The following is a 23,181-nucleotide window of genomic DNA, read 5'->3' on the forward strand; positions in this document are numbered from 1 at the left end:
AAAATTTTTTAGAGTATAAATAAAAAGACAGCGAATTAATTCGCTGTCTTTTTATTTAATATATTTTAAAAAAGATAGAATTATATTTTTAAAGCATGTGAAAGGTGTTTATTTAACATTTACAATAGATAAGAATGTGTTATTTTTGGTAATTTTTTTCATTAAAATTGAATTATTTTAAAATAAAGATCCCTCAAAAAAGCACAAAATAGTTTAAATCTTTCTTGTTCTATCTAACAAATAAAAATCAGCTAACACCAAAGCAGTTAAAGCTTCTACAATAGGAATTGCTCTCGGAACAACACAAGGATCATGACGACCTTTACCATGAATTTCTGTAAGATTTCCTTCAGAATCGATGGTTTGTTGATTTTGCATAATGGTAGCAACAGGTTTAAAAGCAACCCGAAAATAAATATCCATTCCGTTGCTTATTCCGCCTTGAATTCCGCCAGATAAATTGGTTTCTGTTTTGCCATCAGCATTAAAAAGATCGTTATGTTCGCTGCCTTTCATTCTGCTTCCACAAAATCCGCTACCAAATTCAAACCCTTTTACGGCATTGATAGATAACATGGCTTTGCCTAATTCGGCATGTAATTTATGAAAAATAGGTTCTCCCAATCCAACAGGAATATTTTGTGCAACACAGGTAATGGTTCCGCCAATGGTATCTCCTTGTTTTTTAATCTCTTTGATTTTTGCAATCATTTTTTCTGCAGTAATTGCGTCTGGACAACGCACCATATTAGTATCAGTTTTAGAAAAATCTAATTCTTGATACGGTTTGTCAATAAAAATAGCTCCAACTGAAGAAGTAAACGCATTGATATTAATATGAGCAATTAATTGTTTTGCCAATGCTCCTGCAACCACCCAATTGGCAGTTTCGCGAGCAGACGTTCTTCCGCCGCCTCGAAAATCTCGAGTTCCATACTTTTTATCATAGGTGAAATCTGCATGAGAAGGACGATACACATTGGTGTTATGAGCATAATCTTTTGATTTTTGATTGGTATTCTGAATTTGAAAACCAATAGAAGCTCCTGTGGTAACTCCTTCAAAGATTCCAGATAAAAACTGAACTGTATCTGGCTCTTTACGCTGTGTAACAATTGCAGATTGTCCAGGCTTACGGCGGTCTAATTCTTTTTGAATGGCCTCAAAATCGACTTTCATTCCTGCCGGAAAACCATCAATAATTCCGCCTATAGCAATTCCGTGAGATTCGCCAAAAGTTGTAAGTTTTAATAAGTTTCCAAAAGAATTAAACATCGACTTTTACTTTTAAAGAGTTGAGAAGCGAAGTTACTTTTTTTTCTTAGAAAAACCATAATTTTATAAGTTGCATATTTTATAAGTTGCTATAAAACGCTAGCCATTATCAATTAGAAAAAATAATAGTAAAAAAGTTTAAAATCCTTTTAGGAACTCAAAAAAGATGCTATATTTGCATCCGCATTCAGGGAATACCTGATGAGGCTTCTGGAGAATTGGCAGAGTGGTCGAATGCGGCAGTCTTGAAAACTGTTGACTGTAACAGGTCCGGGGGTTCGAATCCCTCATTCTCCGCAAAATGAAACCCGTAACAAATTGTTACGGGTTTTTTATTTACATTATATTAAAAAGTGTATTTTTAAATGATGAATTTATTCAACCAAGAAACAATACAAAACATTCTGCCTTCTGATGGAATTACCAATTATCATGGTGCAATTCTATCGCAAGAACAAAGCCATTTTTATTATCAAAAATTGTTGTCAGAAATAGCATGGAAAAATGATGAGGCTGTAATTTTTGGAAAAAGAATCATTACAAAACGAAAAGTTGCTTGGTACGGAACTACAGATTATTATTACAAGTATTCTAACATAACAAAACAAGCATTAATTTTTACAGAAGATTTATTGGCGTTAAAAAAAATCGTAGAAAAAGAAAGCAATGCAACGTATAATTCGTGTTTATTAAATTTATATCATACAGGAGAAGAAGGAATGGCGTGGCATTCTGATGGAGAAAAAATGCTCAAGAAAAACGGAGAAATAGCATCGTTAACTTTAGGCGCAGAACGCAAGTTTTCCTTTAAACATAAAATCACCAAACAAAAAATAGATCTTGTTTTAGAAAGAGGAAGTTTGTTGGTGATGAAAGGCACAACGCAAACCAATTGGTTGCACAGATTACCGCCAACGAAACTGATTAAAACGCCAAGAATAAATTTAACTTTTAGAACTATACTTATTTAAAGAATCCGTTTCTTTGTAGAAATAGTTTAGCACTTTTGGAACAGAAAAATCAACAATCTACAAACCTTAATAAGTTTATCAGCAGCACAGGGATTTGCTCTCGTAGAGAAGCAGAAAAACTAATTATTGCCGGTAGAGTTACCATAAACGGAAACTCAACAGAACTTGGTAACAGAGTTTTTGATGGTGATGTTGTAAAAATTGATGGACGTGCGTTGCAGCCAAAACCCAAAACACTTTACATTGCTTTTAATAAACCTGTCGGAATTGTTTGCACGACAGATTCAAGAGAAAGAGACAATATTATCGATTATATAAATCATCCAGAACGGTTATTCCCTATTGGTCGATTAGACAAACCATCTGAAGGATTGATTTTTTTAACCAACGATGGTGATATCGTTAATAAAATTTTGAGAGCTGGTAACAATCATGAAAAAGATTATGTTGTAAAAGTTGACAAACCAATTACAGAAGATTTTATCAAAAAAATGAGTAACGGAATTCCGATCTTAGGAACTGTTACCAAAAAATGTAAGGTCACAAAAATTAGCACAAACACCTTTCAAATTGTATTGACACAAGGCTTAAATCGACAGATTAGAAGAATGTGTGAGTATTTAGGATACGAAGTTTTAAAATTACAACGAACTCGTATTATGAATGTACAACTCGATGCTTTAAAAATAGGGGATTGGCGCGAACTCACCGAAAAAGAATTGTCAGAAATTAATGCAATGGTGGCAAATTCTACAAAAACAGAAGAAGCATCTGTAGACAAACAAAAGCCTAAAAAGAAAGCACCACAAAAAACAGTAATACAACCAGATGCGTTTACTAAGAAAAGTGCTGTTTTTAGAAAAAACTCACCAAAATCGAAACGGAATTCTAATACATCCTTTAAAAGAAAAAAGAGATAAATCCTATCCTTTCTTTAACATTTCAATTCTTAAATAACTGTATCTTTGCCAGCAATGAAATTTGACTTAAAAATAACCGACCCAAAAAGTAAAGCTAGAGCTGGAGTAATGACGACAGATCATGGCGAAATTGAAACTCCGATTTTTATGCCAGTCGGCACCGTTGGTACTGTAAAAGGAGTGCATCAATCCGAATTAAAAAACGACATCAATCCTGATATTATTTTAGGAAATACCTATCATTTATATTTAAGACCAAAAACCAACATTATAGAACAAGCTGGTGGTTTGCATAAGTTTATGAATTGGGATCGAAATATTTTAACAGATTCTGGTGGTTATCAAGTGTATTCTTTATCTGGAAGAAGAAAAATTAAAGAAGAAGGTGTTAAGTTTAAAAGTCATATTGATGGTTCTTATCATTTCTTTTCACCAGAAAATGTAATGGAAATTCAACGTTCAATCGGAGCAGATATTATCATGGCTTTTGATGAATGTACACCATATCCTTGCGATTTTAATTACGCAAGAAGATCTATGCATATGACGCATCGTTGGTTAAAACGTTGCATCAATCATTTAGAAAAAACACCTTTAAAATACGATTATAACCAATCGTTTTTTCCGATTGTACAAGGAAGTACGTATAAAGATTTACGAAAACAATCGGCAGAATTTATTGCTTCTGTAGGAGCGGAAGGAAATGCAATTGGAGGGTTGTCTGTTGGTGAACCAGCAGAAGAAATGTATGCAATGACAGAGGTTGTTACCGCTATTTTGCCAGAAGACAAACCACGGTATTTAATGGGCGTAGGAACGCCAATTAATATTTTAGAAAATATTGCATTGGGAATTGATATGTTTGATTGTGTGATGCCAACAAGAAATGCAAGAAACGGCATGTTGTTTACAGCACACGGAACCATCAATATCAAAAATAAAAAATGGGAAAATGATTTTTCTGCCATTGATGATATGGATATTACCTTTGTAGATACGTTGTATTCTAAAGCGTATTTACGTCATTTATTCGCAGCAAAAGAATTGTTAGGAAAGCAAATAGCCACTATCCATAACTTAGGATTTTACTTATGGTTGACCAGAGAAGCAAGAAAGCATATCTTAGCAGGAGATTTTACCGAATGGAAAGATAAAATGGTAAAGCAAATGGACAAAAGATTATAATTTGAAAATTATTGATTCTTACATATTAAAAAGATATTTAGTAACCTTTTTTTTTACGTTATTAATCTTAATACCAATTGCTATTGCCATTGATATTGCTGAAAAAGTAGATAAATTTTTAGCTTCAGATACCATTACATTTTTTGAAATTGTCAATGATTATTATTTAAACTTTATCATTTATTATGCAAATACATTTATGCCTTTGGCATTATTTGTTGCTGTAATTATCTTTACTTCTAAGCTATCTAACAATACAGAAATTGTAGCAATTAACAACGCAAGAGTTTCGTTTACGCGTTTTTTATACCCTTATTTTATTGGCGCAACATTGGTTACCATTCTGGCATTGGTAATGAATCATTTTGTGGTTCCAAATAGTAGTAAGGTTCGTAAAAAATTTGAAAACACCTACATCTTGAAGCCAAAATATGGCGATAATATAGTGAGAGATTTTAGTCTGCAACTAACTGATAGTACATATATATTTATTCAAAGTTTTGATTTAATAAGGAATACAGGATATAATTTTTCTACAGAAGTGTATCATGGAAATAAAATAAAATCAAAACTAACAGCCAATTATTTTAATTGGGATAAGAAAGACAGTCTATTTAAATTGTCTAAATATAAAATTAGAAGAATTTATAAAGATAGAGATAGTCTTTTTTCAGGAAATGCTTTAGATACGGTTTTTGCATTTTCTCCAAAAGATTTAGTCTATAAAGCAGCATTAGCTCAAGAAATGCCCTCAGATGAATTGATAAAATTTATAAACATCTCTAAAAAGAGAGGAGTAAAAAATCTAAATGCTTACTTGGTAGAATTACACAAAAGAACAAGTTTACCAATAGCATCATATATTCTAACGATTATTGCAGTTGCTTTAGCGTTTAAAAAACGTAGAGGAGGAACAGGAGTTAATTTAGCCGTAGGTTTTGGGCTAATGTTTGTGTACATTTTTTTCTTAAAAGTTTCAGAAGTCTTAGGAGCTGTTGCCGGAGCAAATTCTTTATTAACCGTTTGGATCCCAAATTTTGTGTTCGGAGCTTTGGCTTTATACCTCTATTATAATGCCAGAAAGTAAACTAAAATATTTTTTACAACTCCATTTGATTGTATTTATCTGGGGATTTACTGCAATTCTTGGAGCTTTAATTAGCATTGATGCCGTTCCGTTAGTTTGGTTTAGAATGTTGCTAGCGGTCTTTTTTATTTTGCTGTATTTTATAGTCAAAAAGAAAAAATTATCAATTGATAAAAAAACCTTGCTTCAGTTTTTGTTAACGGGAATAATAATTGCCCTGCATTGGATTACATTTTTTAAAGCGATTAAAGTTTCTAATGTCTCAATTGCTTTGGTAACCATGAGTACAGGTGCTTTTTTTACATCACTTATAGAACCTTTGTTTTTTAAAAGAAGAATTAAAGCAGTAGAAATTCTTTTAGGATTATTAGTTATTGGCGGATTGTATATTATTTTTAATTTTGAAACAACCTATTATTTAGGAATTATATACGCCTTAATATCAGCATTTTTAGCGGCGTTATTTTCAGTTTTAAACGGAATATTTATCAAGAAAACAGCTGCGGATGTAATTTCCTTTTATCAATTATTTTTTGGGGTAGTATTTGTAACCGTATTTTTATTTTTTACAGATTCTTTTACAGCAGGTTTTTTTAATTTGAAAATATCAGACTGGTTTTACTTACTTATTTTAAGTAGTATTTGTACAGCATATGCATTTATTGTTTCGGTGAAAATAATGAAACACTTAACACCTTATACGGTAATGCTTACCATTAATTTAGAGCCTGTGTATGCCATCATTTTAGCGTTGCTTATTTTTGGTGATAAAGAAAAAATGAACCCTGAGTTTTATTACGGTGCATTTATAGTGTTGTTTGTTGTGTTGTTAAACGGAATTATAAAAAACAGTAGTGCAATTCGTCAAAAAATGAAAAAGAATAAAAAGTAAAAACTTTACAACAAAAACAAATTTTATAGTAAGTTTGTAATGTTGTAAATTCAATAAATTTAAAATTGATTTAGTTAAAATTAACCAATTTATATATGGAATATTTAGATTTTGAACAGCCAATTAAAGAGCTAGAAGACCAATTAACAAAGTGCCAGATTATTGGAGAAGAGAGTGATGTTGATGTTACTGCTACTTGTAGAAAAATTGAAAAAAAACTAGAAAAGACAAAGAAAGACATTTATAAAAATTTAACTGCTTGGCAAAGAGTTCAATTATCTCGTCATCCAAACAGACCTTATACTTTAGATTATATTAAAGCACTTGCCGGTAATACTTTTATGGAATTACATGGAGATAGGAGTGTAAAAGATGACAAAGCAATGGTTGGTGGTTTAGGTAAAATAGGAGATCAATCTTTTATGTTTATTGGTCAGCAAAAAGGATACAATACTAAAACACGTCAGTATCGAAATTTCGGAATGGCAAATCCAGAAGGATATAGAAAAGCATTGCGATTGATGAAAATGGCAGAAAAGTTTAACATTCCTGTTGTAACATTAATCGATACACCAGGTGCATATCCAGGATTGGAAGCAGAAGAACGTGGACAAGGAGAAGCAATTGCAAGAAATATTTTAGAAATGACTCGTTTAAAAACACCAATTATAACGGTTATTATTGGTGAAGGAGCTTCTGGTGGTGCATTAGGAATTGGAGTAGGAGACAAAGTATTGATGTTAGAAAACTCATGGTATTCTGTAATTTCTCCAGAAAACTGTTCTTCAATTTTATGGAGAAGTTGGGAACACAAAGAAGAAGCTGCTGAAGCGCTAAAGTTAACTGCAGAAGACGGAATTAAATTAAAAATTGTAGACGATATTATCAAAGAACCTTTGGGTGGAGCACATTCTGATAGAGCAACAACTTTTAAAGAAGTAGAAAGAGTTATTTTAGAAACGTATAAATCATTAAAAGAACTGAGTGATATAGATTTGGTGATGCAACGAATGGATAAGTATTCTAAAATGGGCGTTTTTAAAGGATAAAAAAATCAATCATAAAAAAAGCAGGAATTTCTTCCTGCTTTTTTTATGATTGATTTTTAAAGAAATTAGATTCCTAATTCTTTAAACAGAATCTCTAAATTAGGATCTGAGGGTCTTGGAGCATTTGCATTCACAATATTTCCTTTAGGATCTACTAAAATAAATCTCGGAATTCCATAAACTTGGTAATCTGTCATAAATTTTGAGTCTTTACCAGCATATAATTGAACTCCCGCTAAGCTTTTGTTTTTCACCATTTTTTTCCATTTAGACAACGCGTTATCCCAAGATCCAGCAGTACTAGCATTGTCTGTAGAAATACTTACAAATTCAATTTTTTTATGAGTGTATTTTTTTTCTAATTTTTTCAAAAAAGGAATTTGTGCAAGACAAGGTTTACACCAAGTAGCCCAAACATCTATATAAACATATTTCCCTTTAAAATCATCTAACGATGTTTTACCACCTTTGTAATTTAAATAATTATTAAACTTTGGAGAAGGTTTTCCTTTTTCTAATAATTCTTCTGTTTTTAGTTTTTGTAAAGCTTTTACATGTTGCGCATCGTAATTTTTTTCTAGTAAACTAAATAGTTCATTGTTTTGTTGATTGTTAACTCTAACAATCATGGTGTCTATCTCTCCGTGAAGTTTTTTTAAACTATCGTAACCATATTTTATGTTATCTAATTCTTTTGAAAAAGCATCTTTTTCTAACATAAATAATTTGCTAGTATTTCCTAAAGCCAAATTATATTTATACTGATCAATTAAATAATTGGTTGTATTTGCGCCAACTCCAGTGTATCTTGTTGATTCAAAAAACGAATTATTATCAGCAGTTAATTTTAAATCGAAACCATTTCTTAAAAAGGCAAAACCGTAATTTTTGTTATTGATAACCAGTGTATAATAACCAGCTTCTTTTAGATGAAGCGTATCTTTAAAAGCCCCGTCTTTATTAATTTTAATGTCTTTAGAATAGTCATTACTTTTTATAGAAAAAAGGCTATCCTTTTTGTCCATGTTTGTAAATTGACCAGATAAAGAAACAAAGCCAGGTGTTTCTTTTTTACAGGAAATAAAAGCTGTAAATACAATTAAGAGAAGTGTAATTTTTTTCATTTGTATAGGTTTCAAATTTGATGCAAATATAAGAAATTGATTGCTGCTATTTTATAGATGTTAACGTTATATTTTTCATAAAAAAAACCGAGCATAAAGCTCGGTTTCTAATTATTTCTTTTTTTGCTCTTCTGGAGCTTTTTTTGCTTTTTTAATTTTGATAGTAAGTGAGTTGTTTTTAGCATTTAAATCCATTACAATGGTATCACCTTCAGATAATTTAGAATTGACAATCTCTTCTGCCAAAGCATCTTCAATATACTTTTGAATTGCTCTTTTTAATGGTCTTGCTCCATACTTCTTATCAAAGCCTTTGTCTGCTATATAATCTTTTGCTTTTTCGCTTAGCTTTAACGTGTAGCCTAAATCGGAAATTCTGTGCAATAATTTATCAAGCTCAATATCAATAATTAAATGAATTTGTGCTCTTTCTAAGGCGTTAAACACCACTACATCATCAATTCTGTTTAAAAACTCTGGCGCAAACGATTTCTTTAACGCATTTTCTATAATTCCTTTGGCGTGTTCATCAGCTTGGGCAACTTTAGATGATGTTCCAAATCCAACTCCAACACCAAAATCTTTTAATTGTCTAGCACCAATATTAGAAGTCATGATAATAATCGTATTTCTAAAATCGATTCTTCTTCCTAAGCTATCAGTGATAAATCCATCATCTAAAATTTGAAGCAACATATTAAACACATCTGGATGCGCTTTTTCTATTTCATCAAGTAAAACTACAGAATAGGGTTTGCGTCTCACTTTTTCAGTTAATTGTCCGCCTTCTTCGTAACCAACATATCCTGGAGGTGCTCCAATCAATCTAGAAATAGCAAATTTTTCCATGTATTCACTCATGTCGATTCTTATTAAAGAATCTTCAGAATCAAATAATTCTTTTGCCAATACTTTTGCCAATTGCGTTTTTCCAACTCCAGTTTGACCTAAAAAGATGAATGACCCAATTGGTTTATTTGGATCTTTTAATCCAACTCTATTTCTCTGAATGGCTTTAACAACCTTGGTAACTGCTTCGTCTTGACCAATTACTTTTCCTTTAATTAAATTTGGTAGCTCGCTTAAGCGGCTGCTTTCTGCTTCGGCAACTCTGTTTACTGGAATTCCAGTCATCATAGAAACAACTTCTGCAACATTATCTTCAGTAACAATTTCTTTATTTAATTTAGAATCTTCTTCCCATTGTTTTTGGGCTGATTCTAAAGCAGCTTCAATATTTTTTTCATCGTCTCTTAGCTTTGCTGCTTCTTCATATTTTTGTCCGCTAACCGCTTTTGTTTTGTTAGAACGAATGCTTTCTAGTTCTGCTTCTAAAGCAAGAACTTGTTGAGGAACTACAATATTTGTAATATGAATTCGCGAACCAGATTCATCTAAAGCATCAATTGCTTTGTCTGGTAAATAGCGATCTGTCATATATCTATTGGTTAATTTTACACAGGCTTCAATAGCGTCGTCAGTATAATCAACATTGTGATGTTCTTCGTATTTTTCTTTGATGTTATGTAAAATCTGAATTGTTTCTTCAACCGTTGTTGGTTCTACAATTACTTTTTGAAAACGACGTTCTAAAGCGCCATCTTTTTCGATATTGGTTCTAAACTCATCCAAAGTTGTTGCTCCAATACATTGAATTTCTCCACGAGCCAACGCAGGTTTTAACATGTTAGAAGCATCTAAAGAGCCCGTTGCCCCGCCAGCGCCAACAATGGTGTGAATTTCATCAATAAACAAAATGATATCTTCATTTTTTTCCAATTCATTCATCAACGCTTTCATGCGTTCTTCAAACTGACCACGATATTTTGTGCCAGCAACTAAGCTTGCTAAATCTAAAGAGACAATTCGTTTGTCAAATAAAATTCTAGAAACTTTTCTATTTACGATTCTTAAAGCTAATCCCTCTGCAATTGCAGATTTCCCAACTCCAGGTTCTCCAATTAACATTGGATTGTTCTTCTTTCTTCTACTTAGTATTTGCGAAACACGTTCAATCTCTTTTTGTCTTCCAACAACAGGATCTAGTTTGTTTGCTTCTGCTAATGCCGTTAAATCTCTACCGAAATTGTCTAAAACTGGAGTTTTAGATTTTTTAGCAGCCGCAGCACCTTTTTGTGGCTGTTGCCCGTAAGGATTTGGTTTTTCCTCGCTAAACTCATCATCAGACGGAGTTTCAGCAATCGGATCTGTAGAGATTTCTGAATCATCCGTATGCAATTGTTTATAAAAAGCTTTTGCTTGATCATAATCAATATACATTTTGTTTAACAGTTTTGTTGTTGGGTCATTTTCATTTCTTAAAATACACAACAACAAATGTGCAGTGTCAATAGAGTCACTTTGGTACAATTTAGCTTCTAAGAAAGTTGTTTTTAATGCTTTCTCTGCTTGTCTAGTTAAATGCAAGCTTTTTTTCTTTTCTCCAACTTCTGTAAAACTAATTGCTGCAGGATTTAATTTTTCAATTTTTTTCCGCATCAATTCTAAATCAACATCAAAAGCAGTCATTATGTCAATTGCTTTGCCTTCTCCTTTTCTAATTAAACCTAGTAGCAAATGCTCTGTTCCAATAAAATCATGACCTAAACGTAAAGCTTCATCTTTACTAAAGGTGATTACATCTCTTACTCTTGGTGAAAAATTATCGTCCATATATTTGTATATCTATATTGTAAATTTAGTAGATTTTTTATGAAAAAATTACAAAAAAAGTGCCAGTTTAAAATATTTGTCAAATTGTCTTAAAAAATATGATTAGAAATGGTTGAAAATCAGTCGTATAAATCATGTTAAAAAATATTAAAAAATGTTGATAACTCTAGGCAATCAGGTGCTGTTTTTTTTTGAGTAAAAAGGGAAAAAATTGTATCTTGCTCGTTTAAGAAATTAGTATAAAAATTAATACATAAATATATATGACAGACGGAGAAAAATTGATCCCGATTAATATTGAGGAACAAATGAAATCTGCGTACATTGATTATTCAATGTCGGTTATTGTTTCAAGAGCATTACCAGATGTAAGAGATGGTTTAAAACCAGTGCATCGAAGAGTTTTGTTTGGAATGCATGAGTTAGGGATTAAAGCTACAGGTTCTTATAAAAAATCAGCAAGAATTGTTGGAGAAGTATTAGGAAAGTATCATCCGCACGGAGATACTTCGGTGTACGATTCAATGGTACGTATGGCTCAAAATTGGAGCGTTCGTTACATGATGGTTGATGGACAAGGAAACTTTGGCTCTGTTGATGGAGATAGTCCAGCAGCAATGCGTTATACAGAGGTTAGAATGCAGAAGATTTCTGAAGACATGTTGTCTGATATTGAAAAGGATACTGTTGATCATCGTTTAAATTTTGATGATACTTTACTGGAACCAACTGTTTTACCAACTCGTATTCCGAACTTATTGGTAAACGGAGCCTCTGGAATTGCAGTAGGAATGGCAACAAACATGGCGCCACACAATTTAACAGAAGTTGTAAACGGAACATTAGCTTATATAGAAAATAGAGATATTGAAATTGATGAGTTAATGCAACATGTGAAAGCTCCCGATTTTCCAACTGGTGGAATCATTTATGGTTACGAAGGTGTAAAAGAGGCATTTCATACAGGTCGTGGACGTATTGTAATGCGCGCAAAAGCTGTAATTGAAGAAGTGAAAGGACGTGAGTGTATTATTGTTACAGAAATTCCGTATCAAGTTAATAAAGCAGAAATGATTAGAAAAACTGCGGAGTTAGTAAATGATAAAAAACTAGAAGGAATTGCAAATATTAGAGATGAATCTGATAGAAACGGAATGCGTGTTGTGTATATTTTAAAACGTGATGCAATACCAAACATCGTTTTAAATAAATTATACAAATACACTTCTTTACAAACCTCTTTTAGTGTAAATAATATTGCATTGGTAAAAGGAAGACCAGAGCAATTAAACTTAAAACAATTAATCCATTATTTTGTAGAACACAGACACGAAGTTGTTGTTCGTAGAACAGAATATGAATTGAAAAAAGCAGAAGCTAGAGCACATATTTTAGAAGGATTAATTATTGCTTCAGACAATATTGACGAAGTAATCAAGATTATTAGAGCTTCTAGCAATGCAGATGAAGCTCGTGAAGCTTTAATTGTTCGTTTTGAATTGACCGAAATTCAAGCCAAAGCAATTGTAGAAATGCGTTTGCGTCAGCTTACAGGTTTAGAGCAAGATAAATTGCGTTCTGAGTTTGATGAAATCATGAAAACAATTACCGATTTAAAAGATATTTTAGGTGATGAATCTAGACGTTATCAAATTATTACTGATGAGTTAATTGCTGTAAGAGATAAATATGGTGATGCACGTCGTTCTCAAATAGAATATGCTGGTGGAGATATGAGTATCGAAGATATGATTCCAGATACCCAAGTTGTGGTTACAATTTCTAATGCTGGATATTTAAAACGTACAAATCTTGATGAATATAAAGTTCAGAATAGAGGAGGAAGAGGTCAAAAAGGAACTGCAACTAGAAATGAAGACTTCTTAGAGCATTTATTTGTAGGTACAAATCATCAATACATGTTGTTCTTTACTCAAAAAGGAAAAGTGTTTTGGATGCGAGTTTACGAAATTCCCGAAGGTGGTAAAAATACCAAAGGAAGAGCAATGCAAAACTTGATCAATATAGAACAAGACGATAAAGTTAAAGCATTCTTGGTAACTCAAGATTTAAAAGACGAAGATTACATCAATAATAATTATATCATAATGGCCACTAAAAAAGGTCAGGTTAAAAAAACATCTTTAGAGCAATATTCTCGTCCAAGAACAAACGGAATTAATGCAATTACCATTAAAGAGGGTGATGAATTGCTAGAAGCGAAATTGACAAACGGAGAAAGTCAAGTAATGTTAGCTTTAAAATCAGGAAAAGCAATTCGTTTCGAAGAAAGTAAAACTCGCCCAATGGGAAGAACAGCTTCTGGAGTTAGAGGAATTACGTTGCAACATGAAAATGATGAAGTTATTGGAATGGTTGCAGTGAATGATGATGAAAGTAATATTTTAGTAGTTTCTGAAAAAGGATATGGTAAAAGATCTAATTTAGAAGATTACAGAATTACCAATAGAGGAGGAAAAGGTGTAAAAACTTTGAATATTACAGAAAAAACAGGAAATTTGGTGGCTATTAAGAATGTTACAGATGAAGATGATTTAATGATCATTAATAAATCTGGAATCACAATCAGAATGGCAGTCTCAGATTTACGTGTAATGGGAAGAGCAACTCAAGGAGTTAAACTAATTAACATTAAAGAATCTGATAGTATTGCTGCTGTAGCAAAAGTACAGCACGAAGACGAAGAGGAAATAGAAGAAAATGAAAATGGCACAGAAGTTGACAATACCACAGCCGAAAGTCAAGAATAAAAAAAAGGACGATTAAAATTATTTAGAATGAAAAAACAAGTATTATTAGTAGCGTTAGGGTTGTTTACAGTGACAGCTTTTTCGCAAAAAAATGAATTAAAAGCAGCAGAAAAAGCTATAAAAAAGCAAGATTTTACAGGTGCTGTTACAGCAATTAATTCAGCAGAAGGATTAATAGCAAATGCAGATGCTAAACTAAAATCTAAATTTTACTTTTTAAAAGGTCAAGCTTTTGGCGGTAAAAAAGATTTTGCTACGGCAGCAAAAGCATATAGTGATTTATTTGCTTTTGAAAAATCTATTGGTAAAGAACGTTATTCAGACAATGCTATTCCTTTATTAAATGCTTTAAAAGATGAAGTAAATAAAAGAGCGTTTGCACTTCATGACGCTAAAAATTATAAAGAAGCTGGAAAAGCATTTTATCTAAGATACACATTAGATAAAAAAGATACTTTGTATCTAGCTAATGCAGCTCAGTTAGCTTTACAGGCGGAAGATTTAGATAATGCTTATAACTACTATAATCAGCTAAAAGATTTAGGGTATACAGGTGTTAAAAAAGAGTATGGCGCAATTGATAAAGAATCAAATAAAAAAATTCTTTTTAATTCTAAAGAAGAAATGAATCTGATGATGAAATCTGGTAGATACATCAATAATTCCATTACAAATACACCATCAAAAAGAAATGATGTTTTAAAAAACTTAGTATCTATTTTATCAAAGCAAAAAAAGTTTAAAGAAGCAATTGGTTTAATACAACAATTACGTAAGCAAGAACCAGGTAATTTGCAATTATTATTAACAGAAGCATTTATTTATAACGATCTTAATCAACCTGAAAAGTTTGCAGCATTAATGAAAGAAGCTACAGAGAAAGATCCAACAAATCCAGATTTATATTTTAATATTGGAATTGTAAATTACAATGCTAAGAATATTGAAGAAGCTGAAGAATATTTTACGAAAGCCGTGGCAATTAAAGCAGATTATCCTAAAGGAAATTGGATGTTAGCAAACACGTTATTATTAAAAGACGGAGATTTAGTAACTAAAATGAATGCTTTACCAATGTCAGATGTAAAAAACTACGAAAAGTATCAAGCTAAACGTAAAAAATTATTTAATAAAGTTTTACCAATTTTGTTAAAAGCAGATAAAGCCGAAAGAACAGCAACAAGTGTTAGAATGCTTATAGGAGTTTATGAGCAATTAGAAATGTCTGATAAAGCTTCTGAATTAAGAAAAGTATTGGATACACTAGAGTAAATTTTAACTAAATCAAATAAAAAAACCGAAACAATTGTTTCGGTTTTTTTGTGTTAAATAATTTTTTTAATTACTCTCAGTTTGTGTGTGTGCTTATTCAAATCTACGTTGTAAACTCCGCTATGATCTAATCGGTCTATTCTAACTTTTCCGTGCGCATGAATAATATAATTATCTTTCATGATAATCCCTACATGTGTAATAATTCCTTCATTATCATCAAAAAAAGCCAAATCTCCAGGTTCGCTTTCTTCGATAAAACTTAGCACTTCTCCTTGAGTTGCTTGTTCTTTTGCGCTTCGTAATAATTGATAACCGCAAAGTTTATAAACCATTTGTGTAAAACCAGAACTGTCAACTCCAAAAGGTGTTTTTCCTCCCCAAAAGTGTGGCGTATTTAAAAACAAGAAAGCTGTTTTTAAAATATATTCTTTCTCTAATTTTTTATTGATAATAGCACCTTCATACGAATATTCTTTCGCGCCGATAAATGTTTTTTTATTACTAAAAAAAGGCAATGTTGCTCCAATAGATATTGTAGATAAACTTCCATTTTCTTCGGTGATAAAATCGATAAGTTCACCTGATAAAGTTGCTTTAGAATTAGACAATTCTAAGTACGTTTCTTCTTCAATTTCTTCAAACTGCTTATTGTCAATAAAACCTTCGCAAGAATCAAAATGAATTCGAATTTTGCTCCAGTTTCTTCTTTTTTCTAACACTTTAAAATGCTCGCCAAAAAGGACTTGAGAAACCATTTCAGATTCATCTGAAGCCTCAATTCTTAAAGGAACAATACTTAAGTTACAAATGCCAAAATACATTGAATAATTATTAATTATTATTTATTTGATTGTAAATTGTTTTTCTTGAGGCAACAAAAATTGATGTTAATTCTTTGGCTTCAGAGAGTGATATGTTAGCTCTTTCTTTTGTTAGAAATTGTCTTTTGACTAAAAACTCAATCCAAAAAATACTTTCATCTGCTTCTTCGATAACAATGCTTAGTTTGGCTACAAAAGCCTTTTTTGATTGCCCTAAACAAGCAGCTCTATAATTTGCAGCAACAGAAGTACTACATCTAATTAATTGACCTTTAATATGATTTCCTAAATAAGTATTTGGCAGTTCTAGAGCTAAATCTACTGTGTTGTGAGCAAAAGTTTTAGTTCTTAGTAACAACTGTTCTTTCATAGGAAAAATAAAAAATAATCAATAATAATTTAAAACTTAAATAGATTCAATGACCATTGCGCTTGCGCCACCGCCGCCGTTACAAATTGCCGCAGCACCAATTTTTGCATTGTTTTGCTTTAAAACAGAAGTTAAAGCAATAATAATTCTTGCTCCAGAAACTCCTAAAGGATGTCCCAAAGAAACTGCTCCACCATTTACATTTACTTTGTCAGAAGACAATCCCAAAATTTTCATATTTGCTAAACCTACAACAGCAAATGCTTCGTTTAACTCAAAATAATCTACATCATTTATTTCAATTCCCGCTTTTGCTAATGCTTTAGGCAATGCTTTTGCTGGCGCAGTTGTAAACCATTTTGGTTCGTGTGCTGCATCTGCATAGCCTTTAATTTTTGCAAGCGGAGTAAGATGTAATTCTTTTGCTTTTTCTGCCGACATTAAAACCAACGCTGCTCCACCATCATTTATTGTAGATGCATTTGCGGCAGTAACTGTTCCTTCTTTTGAAAAAGCTGCTCGTAAAGCAGGAATTTTTTCCATTTTTACGTTTTTGTATTCTTCATCTTCAGAAAAAATAATTGGTTCTCCACGACGTTGAGGAATTTCAACAGGAACAACTTCATCTGCATATTTTCCTTCTTTCCACGCATTTGCAGAACGATGGTAAGATTCTATCGCAAAAGCATCTTGATCTTCTCTAGAAAAATGATATTCTGTTGCGCATTCATCAGCACAAACTCCCATTGCAACTTTTTCGTAAGCATCAACCAAGCCATCTTTTTGCATTCCGTCTTCCATAGTAATTGGCCCAAATTTAGAACCATTTCTTGCGTGTTGGTAATGTGGAATCATACTCATGTTTTCCATTCCACCAGCGACTACAATTTCTGCATCACCCAAAGCAATAGTTTGAGCTGCCAACATTATAGATTTCATTCCAGAAGAACACACTTTGTTAACGGTTGTACAAGGAACTGTGTTTGGAATTCCTGCAAAAATGGCTGCTTGCCTCGCTGGAGCTTGACCTAATCCGGCAGAAACAACATTTCCCATAAATACTTCTTCTACCAATTCTGGATTTAAATTGATTTTATCTAAAGCACCTTTTATGGCAACAGCACCTAATTTTGGAGCAGGAATAGAAGATAAACTTCCCATAAAACTACCAATTGGAGTTCTTGCTACCGATACAATTACTACTTCTTTCATATCTATATATCTTAAATGTTTTGTACATTACTATGTGTATTGCAAAAATAACTATTTTATTGTGAGCAGTAAAATATAAGGAGACCATTTCTTACACAAAGAATAAAGTTAAATCTAATTTTTGATGAAGAAACTATTTAAAGTAAGTTTGTAAATATATTCTAAGCAGCTAAAAGTAAACAAATGAGTAATTTTATTAATAAAGTGTATAAAAACAATGCGATAGTTTATAAAGTATTGTTGTTTTTAATAGCTGTAGTTTCTATTGTGTATTTGTTTCCTAAAGGAGGGCAATTTAAATATGATTTTAGCAAAGGAAAACCTTGGCAATACGATAATTTATATGCAACTTTTGATTTTTCGATTCAAAAAAGCGATGAAGAAATCAATCAAGAAAAACAAGAAATTACCAGAAATAATAAATATTATTTTGAATACAGTAACGAAACGGTCTTAGCTGTTAAAACAGCATTTACAACTAAAATCAATTATATTCAAACGAATGACTCTATTGATCATCAACAAATGTTGAGATTGATATCAATAGGAAATTTTGTGATTGACGAGGTTTATAAATTTGGTTTTTTAGATGAAGCAAGTCAAGGAAAAATTTTTAATGAAAATGATATTATTTACCTGCGTAATAATAATGTTGTAAAAGAAGTTGCTTATAATAAGTTGCTGGTTTATAAAGAAGTATTGCAATTAATTACAAAAAATATTGGTAAATCTCCTTTAAGCTATTCAGAAAATGAATTGTTAAATACCTTATTAGAAGTGTTAAAACCAAATGTTAGTTTTGATGCTGGCTTTACACAAAAAGCGTTAGAAGAATCGTTTAAAAACATTTCATTTACAAGAGGTTTAGTAACATCTGGCGAACTAATTATTTTAAAAGGAGATATTGTAGAAGGACGAAAATTAGCTGTTTTAAACTCCTTAAAAAAAGAATCAGAATCTAAAGTTTGGACAGAATCAAATTATTTATGGATTGTCTGTGGCTATACAATTTTAGTATCCTTAGCTTTATTAATGTTGTTACTTTTCTTAAAAAAATCTCGATTAGAAATTTACAAAAACAATAATAAAGTAACATTTATCTTTTTTAATGTTTTCTTAATGATTTTAATACAAACGCTTGTTATTAAATACAATTCTGATTACTTATATATTGTTCCGTTAAGTATCTTACCAATCGTTTTAAAAGCCTTTTTTGATGCCAGATTAGGATTGTTTGCACACGTACTAACGGTGTTGTTGTTAGGTTTTATTGTGCCAAATAGTTTTGAGTTTATCTATTTGCATATTATTGCAGGAATGGTAACAATTTTAACGGTTTCTGATCTTTACAAAAGAGCAGGATTGTTTATTTCAATTGGACAAATTACCTTAATTTATATGATTACTTATTTTGCGTTTTCAATTATAAAAGAAGGAAATGCATCTCAAATTAATTGGTATTATTTTATGCTGTTTTCTGCAAACGGATTGTTATCATTTTTATCGTTGTTCTTTATTTATATGTATGAAAAAATCTTCGGATTGGTTTCTGATGTAACTTTATTAGAATTATCAAACACAAACACAAAATTACTGAGAGAATTAAACGAAAAAGCTCCAGGAACATTTCAACACTCAATGCAAGTTGCAAGTTTGGCTGAAGCTGCAGCAAATGAAATTGGAGCAAATTCGATGTTGGTAAGAACGGGTGCATTGTATCACGATATTGGTAAAATGTTAAATCCGATGTATTTTATTGAAAATCAATCTACAGGTGTTAATCCACATAATGATTTATCACCAAGAGACAGTGCCTATTTAATCATCAACCATGTGATAAAAGGAATTGAATTAGCAAAAGAGCATCGTTTACCAGACAGAATTATAGATTTTATAAGAACACATCACGGAACCAGTTTGGTGTATTATTTTTATAAAAAAGAGCAAGAATTGTTTCCTGAAGAAACCGTTGATATTAAAAAGTTTCAATATCCAGGTCCAATTCCCTTTTCAAAAGAAACCGCAATCTTAATGATTTGTGATGCTTCAGAAGCAGCTGCAAAGAGCATTAAAAATCCAACTGCACAAGCTATAGAAACATTAATAGATAAGATTGTAGAAAAACAAAAATCTGATAATCAATTTATTAATTCTGATATTACTTTTAGAGAAATAGAAAAGATAAAAAAAGTTGTAAAAAAGAAATTGATGAATATGTATCACTTGCGAATTGAATATCCAGATTAGACGATAAACTTTAAGAAAAAAACCTAAAAAAAGGTTGTAAAATTACATTTGTAGTATTACATTTGCACTCGCAATTTTTAATTAATACTTAAGTATTGTTAAGGAGAGGTGCCAGAGTGGTAATGGAGCAGATTGCTAATCTGTCGACGGGTAACTGTCGCCAGGGTTCGAGTCCCTGTCTCTCCGCAAAATTTTGCAAACTCGGGGTGTAGTTCCGCATTAAAGCGACATAAACTACGCTCAGAGAATAAAAGAGTGTAAAAAGAGCTTTTAGATTTTTAAAATCATATAGAATTCTTTGAAACTCGGGGTGTAGCGTAGCCCGGTCATCGCGCCTCGTTTGGGACGAGGAGGTCGCAGGTTCGAATCCTGCCACCCCGACAAATAAAAAGTGGAGTTTTTGTAGAAAGTGTACTTTCTTAAGAAAACGGAGAAGTTTATTTCAATTAAAGTCTACCTTTAATTTGCAACAAACCCTTCAGGATCAACAAAGTTAATCTTGCCATCCCGACATAGTTGTCGTAGCAACTAAAAAACTACGGGCTCTTAGCTCAGCTGGATAGAGCACCTCCCTTCTAAGGAGGCGGTCGAAGGTTCGAATCCTTCAGGGCTCACTTAAAGCTTCACAGAAATGTGAGGCTTTTTTGTTTTTCTAAATTTTTTTTCATTTTTCTTTTTTATTTCAAAAAATAAATTACATTTGAGAACTTTTTAGTAAGTAAAATGTTATATTTTTCTTATTTCGTGAGTACTTATTCTTGGGAAGAAAATAAGTATTTAGCATTTTGGAAATGCGTCGAAAAAATTATGGTTTTTCCCAATTCTCTTTTAAATATACAGCAGTTTTCTAAACTGCACGTTGTGTATTTAAACATAAGACAGTGATACTTTTTTTTAACGAGGTTATCTCTTATCTTAGCATTAGATGCTAATTTGATAGGTTAATTGTATAATTTTTTTAAAAAAGTAAATGAACACTAAATACACAGATTTAATAGAACAAACTTTCGATTTTCCTCAAGAGGAATTTCGCACCGAAAACAACAACTTGTTTTTTCATGATATTGATTTAGCAAAGTTGGTTGAACAATATGGAACGCCTTTAAAATTCACATACCTACCAAAAGTATCTGAGAACATAAAAAGGGCTCAAAATTGGTTTCAATCTTCTATGAAAAAGTACAACTATAAAGGAGATTACTTTTATAGTTATTGTACTAAAAGTTCGCATTTTAAATTTATTCTAGACGAAGCTTTAACAAACAATATTCATATAGAAACTTCGTCTGCTTTTGATTTAGATATTATTAAAAATCTAAAAGCTGAAGGAAAAATAAAAGACGATACTTTTATCATTTGTAATGGCTTTAAACGAAATGAATACATAGAAAACATTGGAGAGTTGATAAATTCTAACCATAAAAATTGCATTCCGATTATTGATAATTATGAAGAACTTCCATTGCTTCAAGAACAAACAGCTAAAAAGTTTAAAGTCGGAATTAGAATTGCATCCGAAGAAGAACCAAAATTTGAATTCTACACAAGTAGATTGGGAATAGGTTATAAAAATATTGTATCATTTTACGAAAGAGAAATAGCTGATAATCCGCAGGTAGAACTTAAAATGTTACACTTTTTTATCAATACAGGAATTAGAGATAATGCATATTATTGGAACGAATTGTTAAAATGTATCAGCGTTTACATCAGATTAAAAAAGGCTTGTCCTACTTTAGATAGTTTAAATATTGGTGGCGGATTTCCAATTAAAAATTCGCTAAATTTTGATTATGATTATCAATATATGATTGATGAAATTATCAACCAAATAAACGAAGCGTGTAAAAATGCAGAAGTAGATGTGCCTAATATTTTTACAGAATTTGGTAGCTTTACTGTCGGCGAAGCTGGCGGAGCAATTTATGAAGTCTTGTATCAAAAGAAACAAAATGACAGAGAGCGTTGGAATATGATAAATTCATCATTTATTACAACATTGCCAGATTCTTGGGCAATTAATAAGCGGTTTATTATGTTGCCAATTAATAAATGGAACAGACAATATGAACGTGTTTTATTAGGTGGTTTAACCTGTGATAGCGATGATTATTACAATTCTGAACAACACGTAAATGCTATTTATTTGCCTATTTATGAAAAAGAAAAACCTTTGTATATTGGTTTTTTTAACACAGGCGCTTATCAAGAATCTATTGGTGGTTTTGGTGGTTTGCAACATTGTTTAATTCCGCACCCAAAACACCTATTAATAAACAAAGATTGTAAAGGAAACATTACAACCAAAGTATTTAAAGAACAACAAAAAAGTAAAGAATTATTATCAATATTAGGATATGAAAACTAGTAAAACATACGCAGGAATTCATGAAAACTATTCAAAAATAGAACAATCAAAAATTGTTTTAATTCCAGTTCCTTATGATGGAACAAGTACATGGCAAAAAGGGGCTGATAAAGGACCAGAAGCGTTTTTAAATGCTTCAGAAAACATGGAATTGTATGATATCGAAACCGATTCTGAAGTATACAAAGAAGGTATTTTCTTAGCAGATGCAATTACCGAAAATTCATCGCCAGAGGCGATGGTAAATGCAGTGCATCAAACAACGAAAGAGTACATTAATAAAAATAAATTTGTAACACTTTTTGGTGGAGAACATTCAATTTCTATTGGTACAATAAGAGCATTTAATGAGTGTTTTGACAATTTATCTGTTTTGCATATTGATGCGCATGCAGATTTACGTAAAGAATACGAAGGTTCTTCTTGCAATCACGCTTGTGCGGTTTATGAAGCAAATCAAACTACAAATTTGGTGCAAGTTGGAATTAGAAGTATGGATATTTCTGAAAAAAGAGTAATGAATTTGGACAAAGTTTTTTTTGCACACGATATGGTGGTAAATGAAGATTGGATGGACGACGTGATCGACCAATTAACGAGTAATGTGTTTATTACGTTTGATTTAGACGCGTTAGATGCATCCTTAATGCCATCAACAGGAACTCCAGAACCTGGCGGATTGTTTTATTACGAAACCTTAGAGTTTTTAAAGAAAGTGTTTGAAGAAAAAAATGTGGTTGGTTTTGATATGGTTGAATTGTGTCCGAATGAAAATGAAAAATCTTCAGATTTTTTAGCTGCAAAATTGTATTATAAAATGTTGAGTTATAAATTTATGTCTAATGATGATACTTATGACACAGATGATTCAGTAAATTCTGATAATCCGTTTAGTAAATTATCAAAATTTAAAAATGATAACGATAATGATTTTTAGATTT

17 protein-coding genes and 4 tRNA genes are annotated in these 23,181 nt (G+C 31.5%); 15 read left to right on the forward strand and 6 right to left on the reverse strand.

The features are described from left to right. Nucleotides 1-213 precede the first annotated feature (213 nt). Nucleotides 214-1,275 carry a chorismate synthase gene (gene aroC, locus KCTC32516_RS08150; RefSeq protein ID WP_301399924.1) on the reverse strand — a complete coding sequence of 354 codons (1,062 nt, stop codon included), beginning with the start codon at nt 1,273-1,275 and terminating at the stop codon, nt 214-216. A 212-nt stretch (nt 1,276-1,487) separates the two neighbouring features. Between aroC and KCTC32516_RS08155 the strand changes: the two genes are divergently transcribed. From KCTC32516_RS08155 to KCTC32516_RS08185, 7 genes are all read left to right on the forward strand, one after another. Next, nucleotides 1,488-1,572, forward strand: a tRNA-Ser gene (locus KCTC32516_RS08155). A gap of 71 nt (nt 1,573-1,643) precedes the next feature. Continuing rightward, nucleotides 1,644-2,246, forward strand: a complete 603-nt coding sequence (locus tag KCTC32516_RS08160; protein WP_301402746.1) for an alpha-ketoglutarate-dependent dioxygenase AlkB family protein — start codon at nt 1,644-1,646, stop codon at nt 2,244-2,246. Nucleotides 2,247-2,281: 35 nt separating this feature from the next. Beyond that, entirely contained in the window at nt 2,282-3,166 is an 885-nt protein-coding gene (gene rluF, locus KCTC32516_RS08165) for a 23S rRNA pseudouridine(2604) synthase RluF (protein WP_301399925.1), read from the forward strand. A 54-nt stretch (nt 3,167-3,220) separates the two neighbouring features. Next, entirely contained in the window at nt 3,221-4,351 is a 1,131-nt protein-coding gene (tgt, locus tag KCTC32516_RS08170) for a tRNA guanosine(34) transglycosylase Tgt (RefSeq protein WP_301402748.1), read from the forward strand. Between the two features lies 1 nt (nt 4,352). After that, nucleotides 4,353-5,438, forward strand: a complete 1,086-nt coding sequence (locus KCTC32516_RS08175; RefSeq protein ID WP_301399926.1) for an LptF/LptG family permease — start codon at nt 4,353-4,355, stop codon at nt 5,436-5,438. Continuing rightward, a complete protein-coding gene (locus tag KCTC32516_RS08180; protein WP_301399927.1) occupies nt 5,425-6,330 on the forward strand; it encodes a DMT family transporter in 906 nt (301 codons plus the stop codon). The genes KCTC32516_RS08175 and KCTC32516_RS08180 overlap by 14 nt, the downstream gene beginning before the upstream one ends. A gap of 95 nt (nt 6,331-6,425) precedes the next feature. Beyond that, nucleotides 6,426-7,379, forward strand: coding sequence for an acetyl-CoA carboxylase carboxyltransferase subunit alpha (locus KCTC32516_RS08185; protein WP_301399928.1), 954 nt, complete (start codon nt 6,426-6,428; stop codon nt 7,377-7,379). Between the two features lie 65 nt (nt 7,380-7,444). Here the strand turns inward: KCTC32516_RS08185 and KCTC32516_RS08190 are convergent, their stop codons facing one another. Then, nucleotides 7,445-8,503: a TlpA family protein disulfide reductase gene (locus tag KCTC32516_RS08190; RefSeq protein WP_301399929.1), complete on the reverse strand. Its 1,059-nt coding sequence runs from the start codon at nt 8,501-8,503 to the stop codon at nt 7,445-7,447. A 111-nt stretch (nt 8,504-8,614) separates the two neighbouring features. Further along, nucleotides 8,615-11,176, reverse strand: coding sequence for an ATP-dependent Clp protease ATP-binding subunit (locus KCTC32516_RS08195; RefSeq protein ID WP_301399930.1), 2,562 nt, complete (start codon nt 11,174-11,176; stop codon nt 8,615-8,617). Between the two features lie 263 nt (nt 11,177-11,439). Between KCTC32516_RS08195 and gyrA the strand changes: the two genes are divergently transcribed. Together gyrA and KCTC32516_RS08205 are read left to right on the forward strand one after the other, a co-directional pair. Continuing rightward, entirely contained in the window at nt 11,440-13,947 is a 2,508-nt protein-coding gene (gene gyrA / locus KCTC32516_RS08200; RefSeq protein WP_301399931.1) for a DNA gyrase subunit A, read from the forward strand. Nucleotides 13,948-13,974: 27 nt separating this feature from the next. After that, a complete protein-coding gene (locus KCTC32516_RS08205; RefSeq protein ID WP_301399932.1) occupies nt 13,975-15,219 on the forward strand; it encodes a tetratricopeptide repeat protein in 1,245 nt (414 codons plus the stop codon). A 53-nt stretch (nt 15,220-15,272) separates the two neighbouring features. On the opposite strand, the gene KCTC32516_RS08210 is transcribed toward KCTC32516_RS08205, so the two are convergent. Genes KCTC32516_RS08210 through KCTC32516_RS08220 form a run of 3 tightly spaced genes read right to left on the reverse strand, consistent with a single transcriptional unit; the run spans nt 15,273 to nt 17,625 of the window. Then, nucleotides 15,273-16,043 carry a C40 family peptidase gene (locus KCTC32516_RS08210; RefSeq protein ID WP_301399933.1) on the reverse strand — a complete coding sequence of 257 codons (771 nt, stop codon included), beginning with the start codon at nt 16,041-16,043 and terminating at the stop codon, nt 15,273-15,275. Nucleotides 16,044-16,053: 10 nt separating this feature from the next. Continuing rightward, the gene (locus KCTC32516_RS08215) at nt 16,054-16,413 is read right to left on the reverse strand and encodes a four helix bundle protein (protein WP_301399934.1); all 360 of its coding nucleotides are present in this window, start codon (nt 16,411-16,413) and stop codon (nt 16,054-16,056) included. Nucleotides 16,414-16,449: 36 nt separating this feature from the next. After that, nucleotides 16,450-17,625: an acetyl-CoA C-acyltransferase gene (locus KCTC32516_RS08220; protein ID WP_301399935.1), complete on the reverse strand. Its 1,176-nt coding sequence runs from the start codon at nt 17,623-17,625 to the stop codon at nt 16,450-16,452. Between the two features lie 183 nt (nt 17,626-17,808). On the opposite strand from KCTC32516_RS08220, the gene KCTC32516_RS08225 reads away from it, so the two are divergent. The 6 genes from KCTC32516_RS08225 (at nt 17,809) to speB (ending at nt 23,177) form a co-directional block, all read left to right on the forward strand. Beyond that, entirely contained in the window at nt 17,809-19,872 is a 2,064-nt protein-coding gene (locus tag KCTC32516_RS08225; protein WP_301399936.1) for an HD family phosphohydrolase, read from the forward strand. A gap of 102 nt (nt 19,873-19,974) precedes the next feature. Then, nucleotides 19,975-20,058, forward strand: a tRNA-Ser gene (locus KCTC32516_RS08230). 120 nt (nt 20,059-20,178) lie between these two features. Further along, nucleotides 20,179-20,253, forward strand: a tRNA-Pro gene (locus KCTC32516_RS08235). 159 nt (nt 20,254-20,412) lie between these two features. Further along, nucleotides 20,413-20,486: transfer RNA gene (locus KCTC32516_RS08240), tRNA-Arg, on the forward strand. A 356-nt stretch (nt 20,487-20,842) separates the two neighbouring features. After that, nucleotides 20,843-22,240: a type III PLP-dependent enzyme domain-containing protein gene (locus KCTC32516_RS08245; protein WP_301399937.1), complete on the forward strand. Its 1,398-nt coding sequence runs from the start codon at nt 20,843-20,845 to the stop codon at nt 22,238-22,240. Next, nucleotides 22,230-23,177, forward strand: coding sequence for an agmatinase (gene speB, locus KCTC32516_RS08250; protein WP_301399938.1), 948 nt, complete (start codon nt 22,230-22,232; stop codon nt 23,175-23,177). Before KCTC32516_RS08245 ends, speB begins: the two co-directional genes overlap by 11 nt. The last annotated feature ends 4 nt before the right edge of the window (nt 23,178-23,181 follow it).

It is taken from the genome of Polaribacter huanghezhanensis (assembly GCF_030444335.1).
In the GTDB taxonomy this organism is placed as follows: domain Bacteria; phylum Bacteroidota; class Bacteroidia; order Flavobacteriales; family Flavobacteriaceae; genus Polaribacter; species Polaribacter huanghezhanensis.